Raw genomic sequence first — 14902 nt, forward strand, 5'->3', positions numbered from 1 at the left:
TCGTACCGTACCTCTTGGCGCCGGGGACCGGTGGGAGGCATGACGCCCCCGCCCCGGTCGCGGCGCGTCCGGTTCTTACGCCTGCTCTTTCAGATAGGCGTAGATTTCGTCCTTCAGCGCGGCGCGGCGCTTGCGCAGGTCGACCTCCGCCAGTTCCTCGACCGGTTCGACATTGGTTTCGGCGCGATGCACCGTGCGGTTCAGCTCGTGATACTCATCCGCCAGCTTGACGAAATGGTTGTCGCTGACCTTCAGCGCATGGATTTTCTCTGCGAATTCGGGGAATTCTTCGTGCAGTTCGTGGGGGGTGTTAGACATCGCGCGGTCTCCTTTGATTCTGTTGTAGCGGACCCTAGCCTTTACCGGAGCGCCGCAACTTTGACACGGATCAAAAGCGCGGCGGAGATACCGGTTTTTCGGGGATTTTTTCGGTTGCGCGTCTAGAGCCTGTAAACCCGGTTCGCGGTGCCCGAAAACAGCGCCTGCTGCGCCGCCTCGTCATAGCGCGCCGCGATCTTCTTCATCGCGTTCCAATAGGTCACGTAACCGACCGACAGCTTGTCGACCGGGAAGTTGCTTTCGAACATCGCGCGCTCGGGGCCGAAGATGTCGATCATGTGGTGATAGTAATGCGCCTGCGCCTCGACCAGCTCGTCCGATGTGGGCGGGGTGTTGCGGCTGTCCCAGCCAAACCCATTGACCGGCATCGCCAGCCCGCCGAGCTTCGCCACCACGTTGGGGCACTCGGCGATGGCGGCCATTTCGTCCTGCCACTGGGCAAAACGATCCTCGCGCCTGCCCTCGAAACGGTGAGTGCCGATGGGCGTGCCGAAGTGATCGAGGATGATGGTGGTGTCCGGGCAGGCCTTGGCGAGGGACAGGAATTCGCCGTTCTGCGGGTGGAAATGCCAGGTGTCATAGGTCAGCCCGCGCGCCCCCAGCACCCGCACCCCGCGCTGGAAATCCAGGTCGGTATAGAGATGCGGGATCGGCTGGCCCTGGAACATGAATTTTTCACGCTCCTCGTCCCAGGCCCCGGCATGGCGGATGCCACGAAACAGGGGGGATGCCGCTTCGTGCGCGTCCAGCACCGCGTTCAGGGTATCGGTGTCGAGCCGCAGATCGGCATGGGCGACGATCCCGGCGATCTGCGCCTTTTGCGGCTGTTTCGCGGCCTCAGCGGCGATGCCCGCGACGTAACGGGTTTCCCCCACCGGCGCGAAGGGTTTCGGCGCATCATTGTCATAGGCGGATCGGCATTCGATGAACACCGTGCGCGTCACATTGTGCCCCGCCTGGGTGTCGGACCAGAGCTCGCCCAGCTCATAGGTGCTGCCCAGCCTGTCAGCCCAGAAATGGTGATGCGGATCGGTGATCTCGCGCGCGGGATCGATGATGTCTTCGCGCACCTGGTCGTGCCAGGCGCTCAGGTTTTCCGGATAGTGCATGGGCCTCCCCTCCCTTTCATTTAGGAAAGATTAGGGGCGGCACCACACGCGGGGCAAATATTCCGGTGCGTCACACCTTGGCTTTTCGCCATCCGGCACGCTGGGCATCGGCCTCGGAACAGAACCAACGCTCCCCCTTCGATGGGGAAATCTTGGTTTTCGAGTAATATTTCTGCCCCGGCATGTGATAGATCTTTTCACCCGAACGGCTGATATTGCCCTTGATCGCGCATTCCTTGCTGCCGACGAGTTTACCGGCTGTTCGGATCAGGCGGAATTGCGCAGGCGACTGGACCTGCATCCCCATGAGGCCAGCCATGCGCGCCCGCGCCCGGTCTTCCGCCGGAACGTAGCGCGTCGAATATTTCCGGTATGCGAAAGCGACGCCGTTTGAAACCAGCGCTTCGCCGACATCCTGCCCGTCGATCCGGCACGTCGCAACGACGCGCCCGTATTGGTCCGTGTCCAGCGCCTCGCATTCGGCCTGCTTGCCCGCGAAGGCCCGATCGGCCCAGGCTGCCGCCCACGCCCCGCAGTCCCATGCGACCTTCTGTTCGGTTCGGCAGCGTTGCGATGATTCCGGCGCATCTATACCGTGCAACCGCACCCGCACACCCCCGACATCAAGGGTATCGGCGTCGACCACCCTCACCAGCCCCTGTGGTGCGGCAAAAGCCATGACCGGAAGGAAGAGCGCCAGAATGAGCAGGTTAAGAATCTTTAACATAAAGTTAACGTGGCTCCCGTCACGTTAACTTTCAAGAGATTTCCACACCTCTAGCGCTGCTCGGTCTGCCATTTCGGGTGCACCCACGGGGCTTCATTCGCGGCGGGCAGCATGCCGCGCCCCAGCAGGTGATCGCTGACCTTTTCGCCCACCATGATCGACGGAGCGTTCAGGTTGCCATTGGTGATGCGCGGGAAGATCGAGCTGTCGGCCACCCGCAGCCCATCGACCCCGATCACCCGCGCCTGCGGGTCGACAACCGCCAACGGATCGTCGGCGGCACCCATCCGGCAGGTGCCGCAAGGGTGATAGGCGCTTTCGGCATGGTCGCGGATGAAACTGTCGATCTCGTCGTCGCTCTGCAATTCGTCGCCCGGCTGGATCGCGTGGCGGACGTAAGGCGCGAAGGCCTCCTGCCCGAAGATTTCGCGGGTCAGCCGGATGCAGGCACGGAAATCGCGCCAGTCGCTGTCCTGGCTCATGTAGTTGAAACGGATCGCCGGGGCGTCCTTGGGATCGGCGCTGCTGAGCGTGACGGAGCCGCGCGAGGCGCTGCGCATCGGGCCGACATGGGCCTGGAACCCGTGACCTTCCGCCGCCGCCTTGCCGTCGTAGCGCACCGCGAGGGGAAGGAAATGATACTGGATATCGGGGTATTGCACGCCTGCACGCGAGCGGATGAAGGCGGCGCTTTCGAACTGGTTCGACGCGCCCAGCCCCGTCTTGGTCAGCAGCCACTGCGCCCCGATCACGCCTTTCCAGAACAGGGTCCAGTAACGATACAGCGTGATCGGCTGGCTGGCGGCCATCTGGAAATAGACCTCCAGGTGATCCTGCAGGTTGGCGCCGACACCGGGGCGGTCGGCCACCACGTCGATGCCGTGTTCGGCCAGATGCCCGGCCGGGCCGATCCCCGACAGCATCAGCAGTTTCGGCGAATTGATCGAGGAAGCGGCCACGATCACCTCGCGCCGGGCGCGGATCACCTGTGTTTGTCCTCCGCGCTCGATTTCCACCCCGACGGCACGGCCATTCTCTATCACCACCCGGCGGGCCAGACCCCGGACCAGATCGCAATTGTCCCGCCGCAAGGCCGGTTTCAGGTAGGCGTTGGCCGCCGACCAGCGCCGGCCGCGCCAGACTGTCTGTTCCATCGGGCCGAAGCCTTCCTGCTTCTCGCCGTTATAATCGCCGGTGGTCTGGTATCCGGCCTGTCTGCCGGCCTCGACAAACGCGTGATACAGCCTGTTGCGGCGCGGGCCGCGGGTGACATGCAGCGGGCCGTCCGACCCGCGCCAGGCCGGATCGCCGCCGTGGCCGCCCGAATGCCAATGTTCCATCCGCTTGAAATAGGGCAGCACGTCGGCATAGGACCAGCCCTCGGCGCCCGCATCGCGCCAATGATCGAAATCGCAGGCATGACCGCGCACGTAAACCATGCCGTTGATGCTGGACGAGCCGCCGATCACCTTGCCGCGCGGGCAGACCAGGCGGCGCCCCCCGAGATGCGGTTCTGGTTCGGAGCTGTAGCCCCAGTCATACAGCCCCATATTCATCGGGTAGCTCAGCGCCGCCGGCATCTGGATGAACGGCCCCGCGTCGGTGCCGCCATACTCGATGATCAGCACGCTCGCCCCGGCCTCGCTCAGCCGGTAGGCCATGGCACAGCCCGCCGATCCCGCGCCCACGATGACAAAATCCGCTTCCATCTCTCTATCCTCAGGTCCGGGCGGCGCCCGGGATCACTCGGCGCACCATCTGGCCTTCATCTGCTTCAGGAATTCTGCCGTCAGCGGCACATCGGTGCTGGCCAGGACGGTATCCATGCCACAGCGAGGGCAGACAGCCGTTTCGCCCGCCGGGCGGTTGTCGAACGGGGGCTCCTCGATCCATTCCGTGATCTCGGACGGATCAAAGATCGCAAGGCAGTCGAAACACCCCGCCTGATCGCTTTTCATCAGGGTGTCGCGGTGCCGCGAGCTGAAGTAATGTGCACGCTCGATATCCATCATTCGCCCCTCGGGGATGCCCCGCCCTTACCCGGCGGGTTCATCTCTCTTCCCTCGCGGCTTCCAGCTCGAAACAGCGCAGCACCTGTTCGACCGCATGATCGCGGTCGGGCTGGTCGTGGCCCAGCGTGTGTTTCAGATAGACCCCGTCGATCAGCGCCGCGATGCGGTCGGCGACCTCGCCCGCGCGGTCGCCCACCAGCGGGCGCAGGCCGTGGCGCAGGTTCGACCGGACACGGGCTTGATAGGCGCGCAACAGCCGCTGCGCCTCGTCCGACACTTGCGCCAGCACATAAAAATTCAGCCAGGCCGCCACCACGTCGCGGCGGAAATTGGTCTGGCTGAAGCTGGCGCGCACGATCGCCTCGACCCGTTCGGCCGGGGTTGTCGCCATACCCAGGGCGCCGCGTACCTCCGCCGCGTAAAGCGCCAGAGTGTGGCGCATCGCGGCCAGGAAAATCTGTTCCTTGCCGCCGAAATAATGATGCGCCAGCGCGCTGGACATGCCGGCGCGCTTGGCGATCTGACTGACCGTCACGTCCAAAGTGCCGCTTTCGCCGATCTCCGCGATTGTCGCTTTTACAAGCGCGGCGCGGCGTATAGGCTCCATTCCCAGCTTAGGCATGCAGAAACTCCTTGCCAGAAAAAGCTAGAAGTATTTTTATTGACTCGTCAATCAAGAAAAAATCAGGGAGGTCGCAATGACCATCAAATCGACGCTTTCCGTGCTGGCCCTGCTGGCCGCCACCCCCGCTTTGGCCGATTGCGGCGAGGTCACTTTCTCCGACGTGGGCTGGACCGACATCACCGCCACCACAGCCGCGACCACCGTGGTGCTGGAAGCCCTGGGCTATGACACCGACATCAAGGTGCTGTCGGTGCCGGTGACCTATACCTCGCTGGCGGGCGGCGACGTGGACGTGTTCCTGGGCAACTGGATGCCGACGATGGAGGCCGATATCGCCCCCTATCGCGACGCCGGAACCGTCGACACCGTGCGCGCCAACCTTCAGGGCGCGAAATACACCCTGGCGGTGAACAAGGTGGCCGCCGATCTGGGCATCAAGGATTTCGCCGATATCGCGGCGCAGAAGGACGCGCTGGACGGCAAGATCTACGGTATCGAGCCGGGCAATGACGGCAACCGGCTGATCATGGACATGATCGCCGGAAACGCCTTTGGCCTTGACGGGTTCGAGGTGGTGGAAAGCTCCGAACAGGGGATGCTGGCGCAGGTGGCGCGGGCCGACCGCAAGGGCGAACCGGTGGTGTTCCTGGGCTGGGAACCGCACCCGATGAACGCCAATTTCGACATGTCCTATCTGACCGGCGGCGATGACTGGTTCGGCCCGAACCTGGGCGGCGCTACCGTTTATACCAACACCCGCGCGGGGTATGTCAGCGAATGCCCGAATGTCGGCAAGCTGCTGACCAACCTGGAATTCTCGCTGGCGATGGAAAACGAAATCATGGGCGCGATCCTGAATGACGGCACCGACCCGGCCGATGCGGCGGGGGCGTGGCTGAAGGCCAACCCCGCGTCGCTCAGCGGCTGGCTCGACGGCGTGACCACCAAGGATGGCGGCGACGCGATGGCCGCCGTCAAGGGCGCGCTCGGGCTCTGATCCCCGGACCTTCCACTGGCCTCCCCCGGGACCGGGGGAGGCCGGCAGGAAACCGCTACGACCTGACGGGGCATTGCCCGCCCCGACCGAAGGAGACCGTCATGACGCTGACCGCCCTCGCCCTTTTCGTGCCCGCCTGTTTCGCGCTGAACGCCGCGCCGGGGCCGAACAACCTGCTGGCCTTTTCCAACGCCTCGCGCCTGGGCTTCTGGCGCGCGGTGGCGGGCAGCATCGGACGTCTGCCCGCCTTCGCCGCAATGATCGCCATTGTCGCGCTCGGGCTCGGGGCGCTGCTGGCCGCGTCCGAGGCCGCCTTCTCGGCGGTGAAATATGCCGGGGCGGCCTATCTGATCTATGTCGGCTGGAAGCTCTGGCGCGCCCCCGCCCCCGACGCGGCCGAGATGCGCGTGCGCGACGACAGCACCTCGGCGCTGGCCCGGCGCGATTTCCTGATCGCCATCGGCAATCCCAAGGCAATCGCGATCTTCACCGCCTTCTTTCCGCAATTCGTCGATTTCGCCGCCCCGCTGGCGCCGCAATTCCTGACGCTGGGCGGGTTGTTCCTGATCATGGAACTGGCCGCCGCAGCGCTTTACGCAGGGTTGGGGCGGGTCATGTCGGGGGTGCTGACCCCGCTGCGGCTGCACCGGCTGAACCGCGGTGTCGGCGGTTTCCTGATCTTTTCCGGCCTCGCCATGGCCCTGAACCCGAAGCACTGAGCGCATGGACTGGATCACCGACAACAAAATTCCCGTGGGCAAATGGGCCGCCGGCATCTTCGACTGGATGCAGGCCCATTTCGTCGTCTTCTTCGACGCGCTGTCGGATGGGCTCGAGGCGCTGATCGACGCGATCCTGTGGGGGCTGCAGACGCCGCATCCGCTGATCGTCATCGCCATCTTCGCCGCGCTGACCTATGCGCTGCACCGCAGTTGGAAAACCGCGCTGCTGGTGGCGGCCGGGTTCCTGTTCATCCTGAACCAGGATTACTGGGAAGAAACCACCGAGTCGCTGACGCTGGTCCTATCGGCCTGCGTCGTCTGTATGGGGTTGGGCGTGCCGATCGGCATCGCCGCCGCCCACCGGCCCCGGCTTTATGCCGCGATGCGCCCGGTGCTGGACCTGATGCAGACGCTGCCCACCTTCGTCTACCTGATCCCGGCCATCGTGTTTTTCGGCATCGGCATGGTGCCGGGGCTGATCGCCACCGTCATCTTCGTGCTGCCCGCGCCGATCCGGCTGACCCATCTCGGCGTGACCTCGACCCCGCAGGAATTGCTTGAGGCGGCGCAGGCATTTGGCGCCACCCCGCACCAGACGCTGGTCAAGGTGGAACTGCCCTATGCGCTGCCGCAGATCATGACCGGGCTGAACCAGACCATCATGCTGTCGCTGTCGATGGTGGTGATCGCCGCGCTGGTGGGGGCCGACGGGCTGGGCGTGCCGGTGGTGCGGGCGCTCAACCAGGTCAATACCGCGCTCGGCTTCGAATCCGGCTTCGTCATCGTGGTGCTGGCGATCCTTCTCGACCGGATGCTGAGGCTGGACCGCAAATGAACACCGCCGTTTCCTTCAACAACGTTTCCATCGTTTTCGGCGATCACCCCGACAAGGCGCTGCCGCTGATGGACAAGGGCCAAAGCCGCGCCGAGATCCAGGAAAAGACCGGCCAGATCCTGGGCGTGCACGACTGTTCGGTCGAGGTCGAAGCGGGCGAAATCCTGGTGCTGATGGGCCTGTCGGGATCGGGCAAATCCACCCTGCTGCGCGCGGTCAACGGGCTGAACCCGGTGGCGCGCGGCCATGTCGAGGTGGCGACCGGCGACACGATGGCCGATGTCACCCATGCCGACGCCAAGACCCTGCGCAGTATCCGGCAAAAATCCGTCGCCATGGTGTTTCAGCAATTCGGGTTGCTGCCTTGGCGCAGCGTGCGCGAAAATGTCTGGCTGGGGCTGGAACTGGCGGGCGTGCCCAAGGCGAAGCGGTCTGCCAAGACCGATGAGCAGCTGGCGCTGGTCGGCCTGTCGGACTGGGCCGACCGCAAGGTATCGGACCTGTCGGGCGGCATGCAGCAGCGCGTCGGCCTGGCCCGCGCCTTTGCCACCGACGCGCCGATCCTGCTGATGGATGAACCCTTTTCGGCGCTCGACCCGCTGATCCGCACCCGGCTGCAGGACGAATTGCTGGACCTGCAGGCGAAACTGAACCGCACCATCATCTTCGTCAGCCATGACCTGGACGAGGCGTTCAAGATCGGCAACCGCATCGCCATCATGGAAGGCGGCCGGATCGTGCAATGCGGCACGCCGCAAGAAATCTTCACCGCGCCCGCCACCGATTACGTCGCCGATTTCGTGGCGCATATGAACCCGCTCGGCGTGCTGTGTGCCCGCGACGTGATGGAACCGGCCAGCGGCGCCCATGCGATGCATGTCGCCCCCGATGCCAGCATCCGCGAGGTGATGGATCAGGTCCGCAACGGACCCGTCGGCGTGCGCGAACACGGTCAGCTTATCGGCCAGATCACCGCCGAACAGGTGCTGGAAAAGCTGCTCGATCCGCGCGGCTGAGGCGTCAGACCTTGGTGGCCAGGGCGGGCGGCGTCACCATGCGCCGCTTCAGCACCGCTTCGCGCCAGGTGATGAAGCTGACCGATCCCACGATCACCAACCCGCCGACGATCACCCAGAAATCCACCCCTTCGCCGAACACGAAATAGCCCAGCAACACGGCCCAAAGCAGTTGCAGGAACGACACCGGCTGGGTCACCGTCACCGGCGCGGCGGCGAAGGCCAGCGTCATGGTGTAATGCCCCGCCGTGGCCGCGCAAGCGACGCAGAACAGGATGAACAGCGCCTCGGCGTCCGGCGTCACCCAGTTCGCGATCGCCATCGGCGCCAGCCCGATCGACACGAAGATCGACAGCATCGCCACCACGACGGCGGCATTGACCTCGGTCGCCAGCACCTTTGCCAGCAGGTAGGACGCGCCGAAGACCAGCGCGGTGATCAGCATCGCCATATGCCCCGGTCCGATTTCGCGGAACCCCGGCCGCAGGATGATCAGCGCCCCGACCAGCGCCAGGACCACCGCCAGGATGCGCCGCGCCGCCAGCTTTTCGCCCAGGAAAAATGCAGCACCCAGCGTGACATAGATCGGCGACATGAAATTCATCGCGGTGACGTCGGCGATCGGGATGCGCGCCATGGCGTAGAACCACAGCGCCACGCCGAAGGAATGCGCCAACCCGCGCGCCGCGAACAGCCCCCATTGCCGCCGGGTCAGCCCCGAGCGCAGCAGCGGCCGCAGCATCGGGATGACGAAGATCACCCCCATGGCATAGCGCAGGAAAGCCGCCTCGGACGCCGGCACGCGCGGCCCCAGCAGCTTGACCAGCGCGGTCACGCCGACGAACAGCAGCCCGGTCACCAGCATCCAGAAGACACCAACCACCGGTCGAGAGGTTGTTTCGGTACTCATGCGCCGCATGAATTCACGAACCGCGCCAATGCGCAAGCCGCGAACCGGTCAGATTAGCAAAGACGCTGCGACGGCCCACATGATCAGCCCCACCACTGCCTCGAAAACCTGCCAGGCGCGCGGTCTGGCGAAGACCGGCGCCAGCATCCGCGCGCCGAACCCGAGGGTCATGAAGAAGGTCAGGCTGGCCGCGCTGCCGCCCAGGGCGAAGCCCAGCCGGTCGTTATATTGCGACGACACCGATCCCATCAGCACCAGCGTGTCGAGATAGACATGCGGGTTGGCCCAGGTGAACAGCAGGCAGGTGACCACGGCGGCCCAGAGCGACGGCGCCGCCGCGCCGCCGCTGCGCAAGGCATCCCCGCCGCGCCAGGCGGCGATGAAGGCTTTGAGGCCGTAGGCGAACAGGAACGCCGCCCCGCCCCACCGCATCAACGGTTCGAACCAGGGCAAAGCGCGGGCCAGCCCGCCGAAGCCCGCGACGCCCGCCGAGATCAGCACCGCATCGCTGAGCGCGCAGATCGCCACGATGGGCAGCACGTGCTTGCGCAGCAGCCCTTGCCGCAGAACGAAAGCGTTCTGCGCCCCGATCGCCACGATCAGCGAAAGACCAAGCCCGTATCCGGCAATCCAAGCGTCCATTGCAGCCTCATTTCTTACACCGGCTTTGACTAGCGCCCGGGGGTTCGTTATTCAAATTAAAGTAATTTACTCTTCATAAGCATTTCTAATGTTCGACTACGATCAGCTGGAAACCCTTGCGGCGGTGCTGCGCACCGGCAGTTTCGACGCGGCGGCGGCCGAACTGCACGTGACCCAATCCGCCGTGTCGCAACGCATTCGCCAGCTGGAAGAACGGATCGGATCGCCCCTTGTTCTGCGCGGCCATCCCTGCACCGGGACCGAGGCCGGGCTGCGGCTGGCCCGCCATGCCGAAGAGGTCGCGCTGCTGGAAAGCCAAGTGAGCGACGCCCTGCCCCGCCCCTCGGCCCGATTGCGCATCGCGGTGAATGCCGACAGCCTGGCGACCTGGGTGTTGCCGGCGCTGGCCGAACACCCGTCGCATTACTTCGATCTGGTGGTGGACGATCAGGATCATTCCGCCGATTGGCTGAAACGCGGCGAAGTCAGCGCCGCGGTGACCTCGGTCGCGCGGCCGCCGAAAGGATGCGACAGCGTGAAGCTCGGAAACTTCCGCTATATCGCCACGGCGAGCCCGGATTTTATATCCAGATATTTATCCACAGGTGTCACGGCGGCAAATCTGCTGCAAGCGCCTATGCTAGTTTTCAACATGAAGGATGACTTGCAATACACTTGGATTAAAGAGTATTTTCAAGTTATCCACAGGCCGAAATCACATCTCATTCCATCCACACAGGGCTTCGTCGACGCGGCCTTGCTTGGCATGGGCTGGGGATTAAATCCCGAAGCCCTGGTGCGCGATCACCTGCGGTCCGGCGCCCTGGTGCCGCTGATTCCGGATGCCGAATACGATATTCCGCTGTTTTGGCAGTCCAGCCGGCTGATGTCCCGTGCCCTGGCCCCGCTGGAACGGTCGATCCGGCGCGTGGCGCAGCAGGAGCTCATCCAAGATCAGTCAAACTAAACGCTTGATTCAAATTGGGATAATCAGACTTTCCACAAAGTTATCCACAGGCCTGATTGAAGGTTATCCACAGGCCAGCCACAGGAATCTATTTCCCCAGGTTTTTCCACCGGGCCTTTCCGGGCCTGTCACAGCCGCCCTCCTCCCTGGGGATGACGGTGGGGATTATCGCTGTTTTCCACCTTTACTCCCGGCAACGGCATCTTAGCCGCCCTTCACCTGCCAAAACCGCAAACAAGGCCGAAATATCGCAATAAGACAAACTTTAGAAATTATAATCCACTCTTTCGAGACAAATACATCAAAATGAGACAATGATTTCCACGACGAAATTCGACTTCTCGGCGCCCAAAACGCAAAACGGCGCCCCGGGGGGCGCCGAATTCGCTCTGAGAACCGCTTTTACAGCTGTTCCATCACCTCGTCGGAGGCTTCGAAATTGGTGGTGACCCGCTGAACGTCGTCGTCGTCTTCCAGCGCATCGACCAGCTTCATCAGCTTCTGCATGCCTTCCAGGTCCAGCTCGGTGGTGGTGGTGGGTTTCCACACCAGCTTGGTCGATTCCGACTCGCCCAGCTCGCCTTCCAGCGCGTTCGACACTTCGCTCAGGTCGGTATCGGCGCAATAGATGATATGGCCGTCTTCCGAGCTTTCCACGTCCTCGGCACCCGCTTCGATCGCCGCCATCATGACGGTGTCGGCATCGCCCACTTCCGCCGGGTAGGACACTTCGCCCTTGCGTTCGAACATGAAGCCGACCGAGCCGGTTTCGCCCAGGTTGCCGCCGTTCTTGGTGAAGGTGGACCGCACGTTCGATGCGGTGCGGTTGCGGTTGTCGGTCATCGCCTCGACGATCACCGCCACGCCGTTGGGGCCATAGCCCTCGTAGCGGATTTCTTCGTATTCGTCGCCCTCGCCCGCCTGCGATTTCTTGATCGCGCGGTCGATCACGTCCTTGGGCACCGAATTCGACTTGGCTTCCTTCACCGCAAGGCGCAGGCGCGGGTTCTTTTCGGGGTCCGGATCGCCCATCTTCGCGGCGACGGTGATTTCCTTCGACAGTTTAGAAAACAGCTTCGAGCGCAGGGCGTCCTGGCGCCCTTTGCGGTGCTGAATATTCGCCCATTTTGAATGGCCGGCCATGATGCCTCCGATCGATTTCGCTTGGTTTGCGATGTTCTATATTGCACCGGGGCGGTGGGCTGCAAGCCTCCGGCCCCGGAAATGAAGGGCTCAGAGCGGCCAAATCACCGGGATCAGCGCCGAAGCGAGGATTCCCATGCTCAGGTTCAGCGGGATGCCAACCCGCAGGAAGTCGGTGAACTTGTACCCGCCCGGCCCGTAGACCAGCATGTTGGTCTGATACCCGATCGGCGTGGCGAAGCTGCACGAGGCCGCCACCATCACCGCCACCACCAGCGGCCGCGCGTCGATCCCCATCGCACCGGCCAGCCCTATGGCGATCGGCGTCACCACCACCGCGACGGCGTTGTTCGACACCATCTCGGTCAGCACCGAGGTCAGCAGGTAGATCCCCCAGACGATCAGGAAGGGCGGCAGGCCCTGCAGCCACGGCGCCACCGCGTCCACAATCAGCGCCACCGCCCCGGTATGATCCAGCGCCGCGCCGATCGCCAGCATGGCAAAGATCAGCGCCAGCAAGCGGCCCTCGACGAAGGAAAAGGCTTCCTCGGAATCGATGCAGCGGGTGACCAGAACGATGCCCACGGCGATCACCGCCAGGTACAGGATCGGCGCCACGCCAAGCCCGGCCAGCACCACCACCGACAGCAGCGAAATCACCGCCAGCGGCGCGTGGCCGCGGCGGAAGGCGCGGACCGACGGGTGGCTGACATCGACCATGTCCATGTCGCGCGCCAGCTTCTGGATATCCTCGGGCGCGCCTTCCAGCAGCAGGGTATCGCCGACCCGCACCACCAATTCGTCCAGCTGCCGGCCGATATTCTGGTTCCGCCGGTGCACCGCCAGCGGGTAAACGCCGTAACGGCGGCGCAGGCGCATCGATCCCAGCGACCGGCCCACCATCTTGCAATCGGGGGTGATCAGCACCTCGACGGTGGAGGTTTCCACCGCGCCGACCTGGTCCAGCCGCTTCAGGCTCTTGTTACGCTGCAGGCTCAGCAATTCGGTCATCTGGGTGCGCAGAACCACCCGGTCGCCGACCTGCAGCCTGACATCCTTGAGATTGTGCCGCAGCGAGGTGTCGCCGCGGATCACGTCGATCAGCCGCACGCCTTCGCGCTTGAACAGCTGCACGTCGAGGACGTCGCGCCCGATCAGGTTGGATTCGGGCGGGATCACCGCCTCGGTGAAGAATTTCATCTTCGAGCGGTCCGACAGCATCGACGCCATCGAGGTCCGTTCCGGCAGCAAGCGGCGCCCGAAGATCAGCAGATAGATCATGCCCCAAGCCACCAGAACGACGGCCAGCGGGGTCACCTCGAAGATGGAGAACCCTTCCAGCCCCTTGGCCCGCGCCACCCCGTCGACCAGCAGGTTGGTCGAGGTCCCCACCAGCGTCAGGGTGCCGCCGATGATCGCGGCATAGCTGAGCGGAATCAGCAGCTTGGACGACGCCACCCCGATGGTGCGCGACAGTTGGACGAAGACCGGGATCATCACCACCACCACCGGGGTGTTGTTCATGATCGCCGAGGCCAGCACCACGACGGCCAGCATCATCGCCAGCGCCAGCTTCGGGCTCTTGCGGGCCTGCCGGTCGGCGGCGGCGGTAAAGGCGTCCAGCGCGCCGGTCCTGACCAGCGCCCCCATCACGATGAACATCGCCGCGATGGTCCAGGGCGCCGGGTTCGACAACACCCCAAGCGCCGCCTCATAGGGCAGCAGCCCCAGGGCCAGCAGCACCGCGACACCGGTAATGGCCACCACCTCTGTGGGCAGCACTTCCTTGACGAAAAGGACGAACATCCCCAGCACCACGCACAGGGTCAAAACGGCCTGCGCGGTCTGGGACAAATCAATCAGCAGCATTCACATCCGCTCGCATGGTGACAATCCGGCACAGTTTCGCGCAGCGGCGGGGGCGCAACAAGCGCTTTGTCGCCACGAGCGGCAAACTGGCGCTTTTTGCGTCACTTCAAAGCCATAGCGGGCGTCAGAGACCGGCCTGCTGCAGCCGGCCGCCCTGACGGATCATGCGGATATCGATGGCCTTGCCGGTGCGGTCGTCGGTTTCCACGAAGACGCCCGACAGGGTCGCCTCGCCCAGGGCGGGGGTGAAGCGCGTCTTCGACATGCCGGTGACGAAACGGCGCATCGGTTCGGCCTTTTCCATGCCGATGACGCTGTCGTAATCGCCGCACATGCCGGCATCGGACAGGTAACCGGTGCCGCCGGGCAGCACCTGCGCATCGGCGGTCGGCACGTGGGTATGGGTACCCACCACCAGGCTGGCGCGGCCGTCGCAGAAATGCCCCATGCCCACCTTTTCACTGGTCGCCTCGCAATGCATGTCGACGATCGCCGCCTGCACCGCGCCGCCCAGCACATGCTGGCGCAACGGCGCGTCGATGGCGGAAAACGGATCGTCGAAGGCGCGTTTCATGAACACGTTGCCCAGAACCTGCGCCACAAGGACCTTGCGGCCGCGATGATCGGTGAACACCCGGTAGCCGCGCCCCGGCGCGCCCTTGGCGAAATTGATCGGGCGGATGATGCGCGGCTCGGAATCGATGAATTGCAGCATGTCCTTCTGATCGAAGGCATGATCGCCCAGGGTGATGCAATCGGCCCCGGCATCCAGCAACACCTTGGCATGCCCCCCCGACAGCCCCATGCCGCCGGTGGAATTTTCGCCGTTCACCACGACGAAATCCAGCCGCCACTCGGCGCGCAGCCGCGCCAGGTTTTCGCTCACCGCGCGCCGGCCCGCGCGCCCTACAACATCGCCAAGAAATAGAAGTCTCATGCCCCGTGCCTAGGCCGCCGCGCGCCCGGACGCAAGTCACAGTGTGCTTACC

General features: G+C 64.2%; 16 protein-coding genes. 5 read left to right on the forward strand and 11 right to left on the reverse strand.

Annotated features, from left to right (window positions below):
* Positions 1–75 precede the first annotated feature (75 nt).
* From GR167_RS14645 to betI, 6 genes are all read right to left on the reverse strand, one after another.
* Positions 76–318: an HP1242/YdcH family protein gene (locus tag GR167_RS14645; protein WP_160974452.1), complete on the reverse strand. Its 243-nt coding sequence runs from the start codon at positions 316–318 to the stop codon at positions 76–78.
* Positions 319–440: 122 nt separating this feature from the next.
* The gene (locus tag GR167_RS14650; RefSeq protein WP_160974453.1) at positions 441–1448 is read right to left on the reverse strand and encodes an amidohydrolase family protein; all 1008 of its coding nucleotides are present in this window, start codon (positions 1446–1448) and stop codon (positions 441–443) included.
* Positions 1449–1518: 70 nt separating this feature from the next.
* Positions 1519–2175 (reverse strand): thermonuclease family protein, encoded by a 657-nt coding sequence (locus tag GR167_RS14655; RefSeq protein WP_160974454.1) that lies wholly within the window; start codon positions 2173–2175, stop codon positions 1519–1521.
* Positions 2176–2225: 50 nt separating this feature from the next.
* Positions 2226–3884 carry a choline dehydrogenase gene (gene betA, locus GR167_RS14660; protein ID WP_160974455.1) on the reverse strand — a complete coding sequence of 553 codons (1659 nt, stop codon included), beginning with the start codon at positions 3882–3884 and terminating at the stop codon, positions 2226–2228.
* 33 nt (positions 3885–3917) lie between these two features.
* Positions 3918–4187 (reverse strand): cytoplasmic protein, encoded by a 270-nt coding sequence (locus tag GR167_RS14665; protein WP_212769987.1) that lies wholly within the window; start codon positions 4185–4187, stop codon positions 3918–3920.
* A gap of 37 nt (positions 4188–4224) precedes the next feature.
* The gene (gene betI / locus GR167_RS14670) at positions 4225–4809 is read right to left on the reverse strand and encodes a choline-binding transcriptional repressor BetI (protein WP_212769988.1); all 585 of its coding nucleotides are present in this window, start codon (positions 4807–4809) and stop codon (positions 4225–4227) included.
* Positions 4810–4885: 76 nt separating this feature from the next.
* On the opposite strand from betI, the gene GR167_RS14675 reads away from it, so the two are divergent.
* From GR167_RS14675 to choV, 4 genes are all read left to right on the forward strand, one after another.
* A complete protein-coding gene (locus tag GR167_RS14675) occupies positions 4886–5809 on the forward strand; it encodes a choline ABC transporter substrate-binding protein (protein WP_212769989.1) in 924 nt (307 codons plus the stop codon).
* 101 nt (positions 5810–5910) lie between these two features.
* Positions 5911–6528, forward strand: a complete 618-nt coding sequence (locus tag GR167_RS14680) for a LysE family translocator (protein ID WP_160974456.1) — start codon at positions 5911–5913, stop codon at positions 6526–6528.
* A gap of 4 nt (positions 6529–6532) precedes the next feature.
* Positions 6533–7366: a choline ABC transporter permease subunit gene (choW, locus tag GR167_RS14685; protein ID WP_160974457.1), complete on the forward strand. Its 834-nt coding sequence runs from the start codon at positions 6533–6535 to the stop codon at positions 7364–7366.
* A complete protein-coding gene (gene choV, locus GR167_RS14690) occupies positions 7363–8382 on the forward strand; it encodes a choline ABC transporter ATP-binding protein (protein WP_160974458.1) in 1020 nt (339 codons plus the stop codon). The genes choW and choV overlap by 4 nt, the downstream gene beginning before the upstream one ends.
* Before the next feature lie 4 nt (positions 8383–8386).
* Here choV and GR167_RS14695 read toward each other — a convergent pair whose 3' ends face one another.
* A complete protein-coding gene (locus GR167_RS14695; protein WP_160974459.1) occupies positions 8387–9292 on the reverse strand; it encodes a DMT family transporter in 906 nt (301 codons plus the stop codon).
* A 48-nt stretch (positions 9293–9340) separates the two neighbouring features.
* Positions 9341–9934: a LysE/ArgO family amino acid transporter gene (locus GR167_RS14700; protein WP_160974460.1), complete on the reverse strand. Its 594-nt coding sequence runs from the start codon at positions 9932–9934 to the stop codon at positions 9341–9343.
* Positions 9935–10022: 88 nt separating this feature from the next.
* On the opposite strand from GR167_RS14700, the gene GR167_RS14705 reads away from it, so the two are divergent.
* On the forward strand, positions 10023–10901 hold the full coding sequence (locus GR167_RS14705; RefSeq protein WP_160974461.1) for a LysR family transcriptional regulator ArgP: 879 nt from the start codon (positions 10023–10025) through the stop codon (positions 10899–10901).
* Positions 10902–11303: 402 nt separating this feature from the next.
* On the opposite strand, the gene GR167_RS14710 is transcribed toward GR167_RS14705, so the two are convergent.
* From GR167_RS14710 to GR167_RS14720, 3 genes are all read right to left on the reverse strand, one after another.
* Positions 11304–12044: a YebC/PmpR family DNA-binding transcriptional regulator gene (locus tag GR167_RS14710; protein ID WP_160974462.1), complete on the reverse strand. Its 741-nt coding sequence runs from the start codon at positions 12042–12044 to the stop codon at positions 11304–11306.
* Positions 12045–12134: 90 nt separating this feature from the next.
* A complete protein-coding gene (locus GR167_RS14715) occupies positions 12135–13913 on the reverse strand; it encodes an SLC13 family permease (protein WP_160974463.1) in 1779 nt (592 codons plus the stop codon).
* 124 nt (positions 13914–14037) lie between these two features.
* Positions 14038–14850: a TIGR00282 family metallophosphoesterase gene (locus GR167_RS14720; RefSeq protein WP_160974464.1), complete on the reverse strand. Its 813-nt coding sequence runs from the start codon at positions 14848–14850 to the stop codon at positions 14038–14040.
* Between the last annotated feature and the right edge of the window lie 52 nt (positions 14851–14902).

This window comes from Thalassovita mangrovi (genome assembly GCF_009857745.1).
Classification (GTDB): Bacteria; Pseudomonadota; Alphaproteobacteria; order Rhodobacterales; family Rhodobacteraceae; genus Thalassobius; species Thalassobius mangrovi.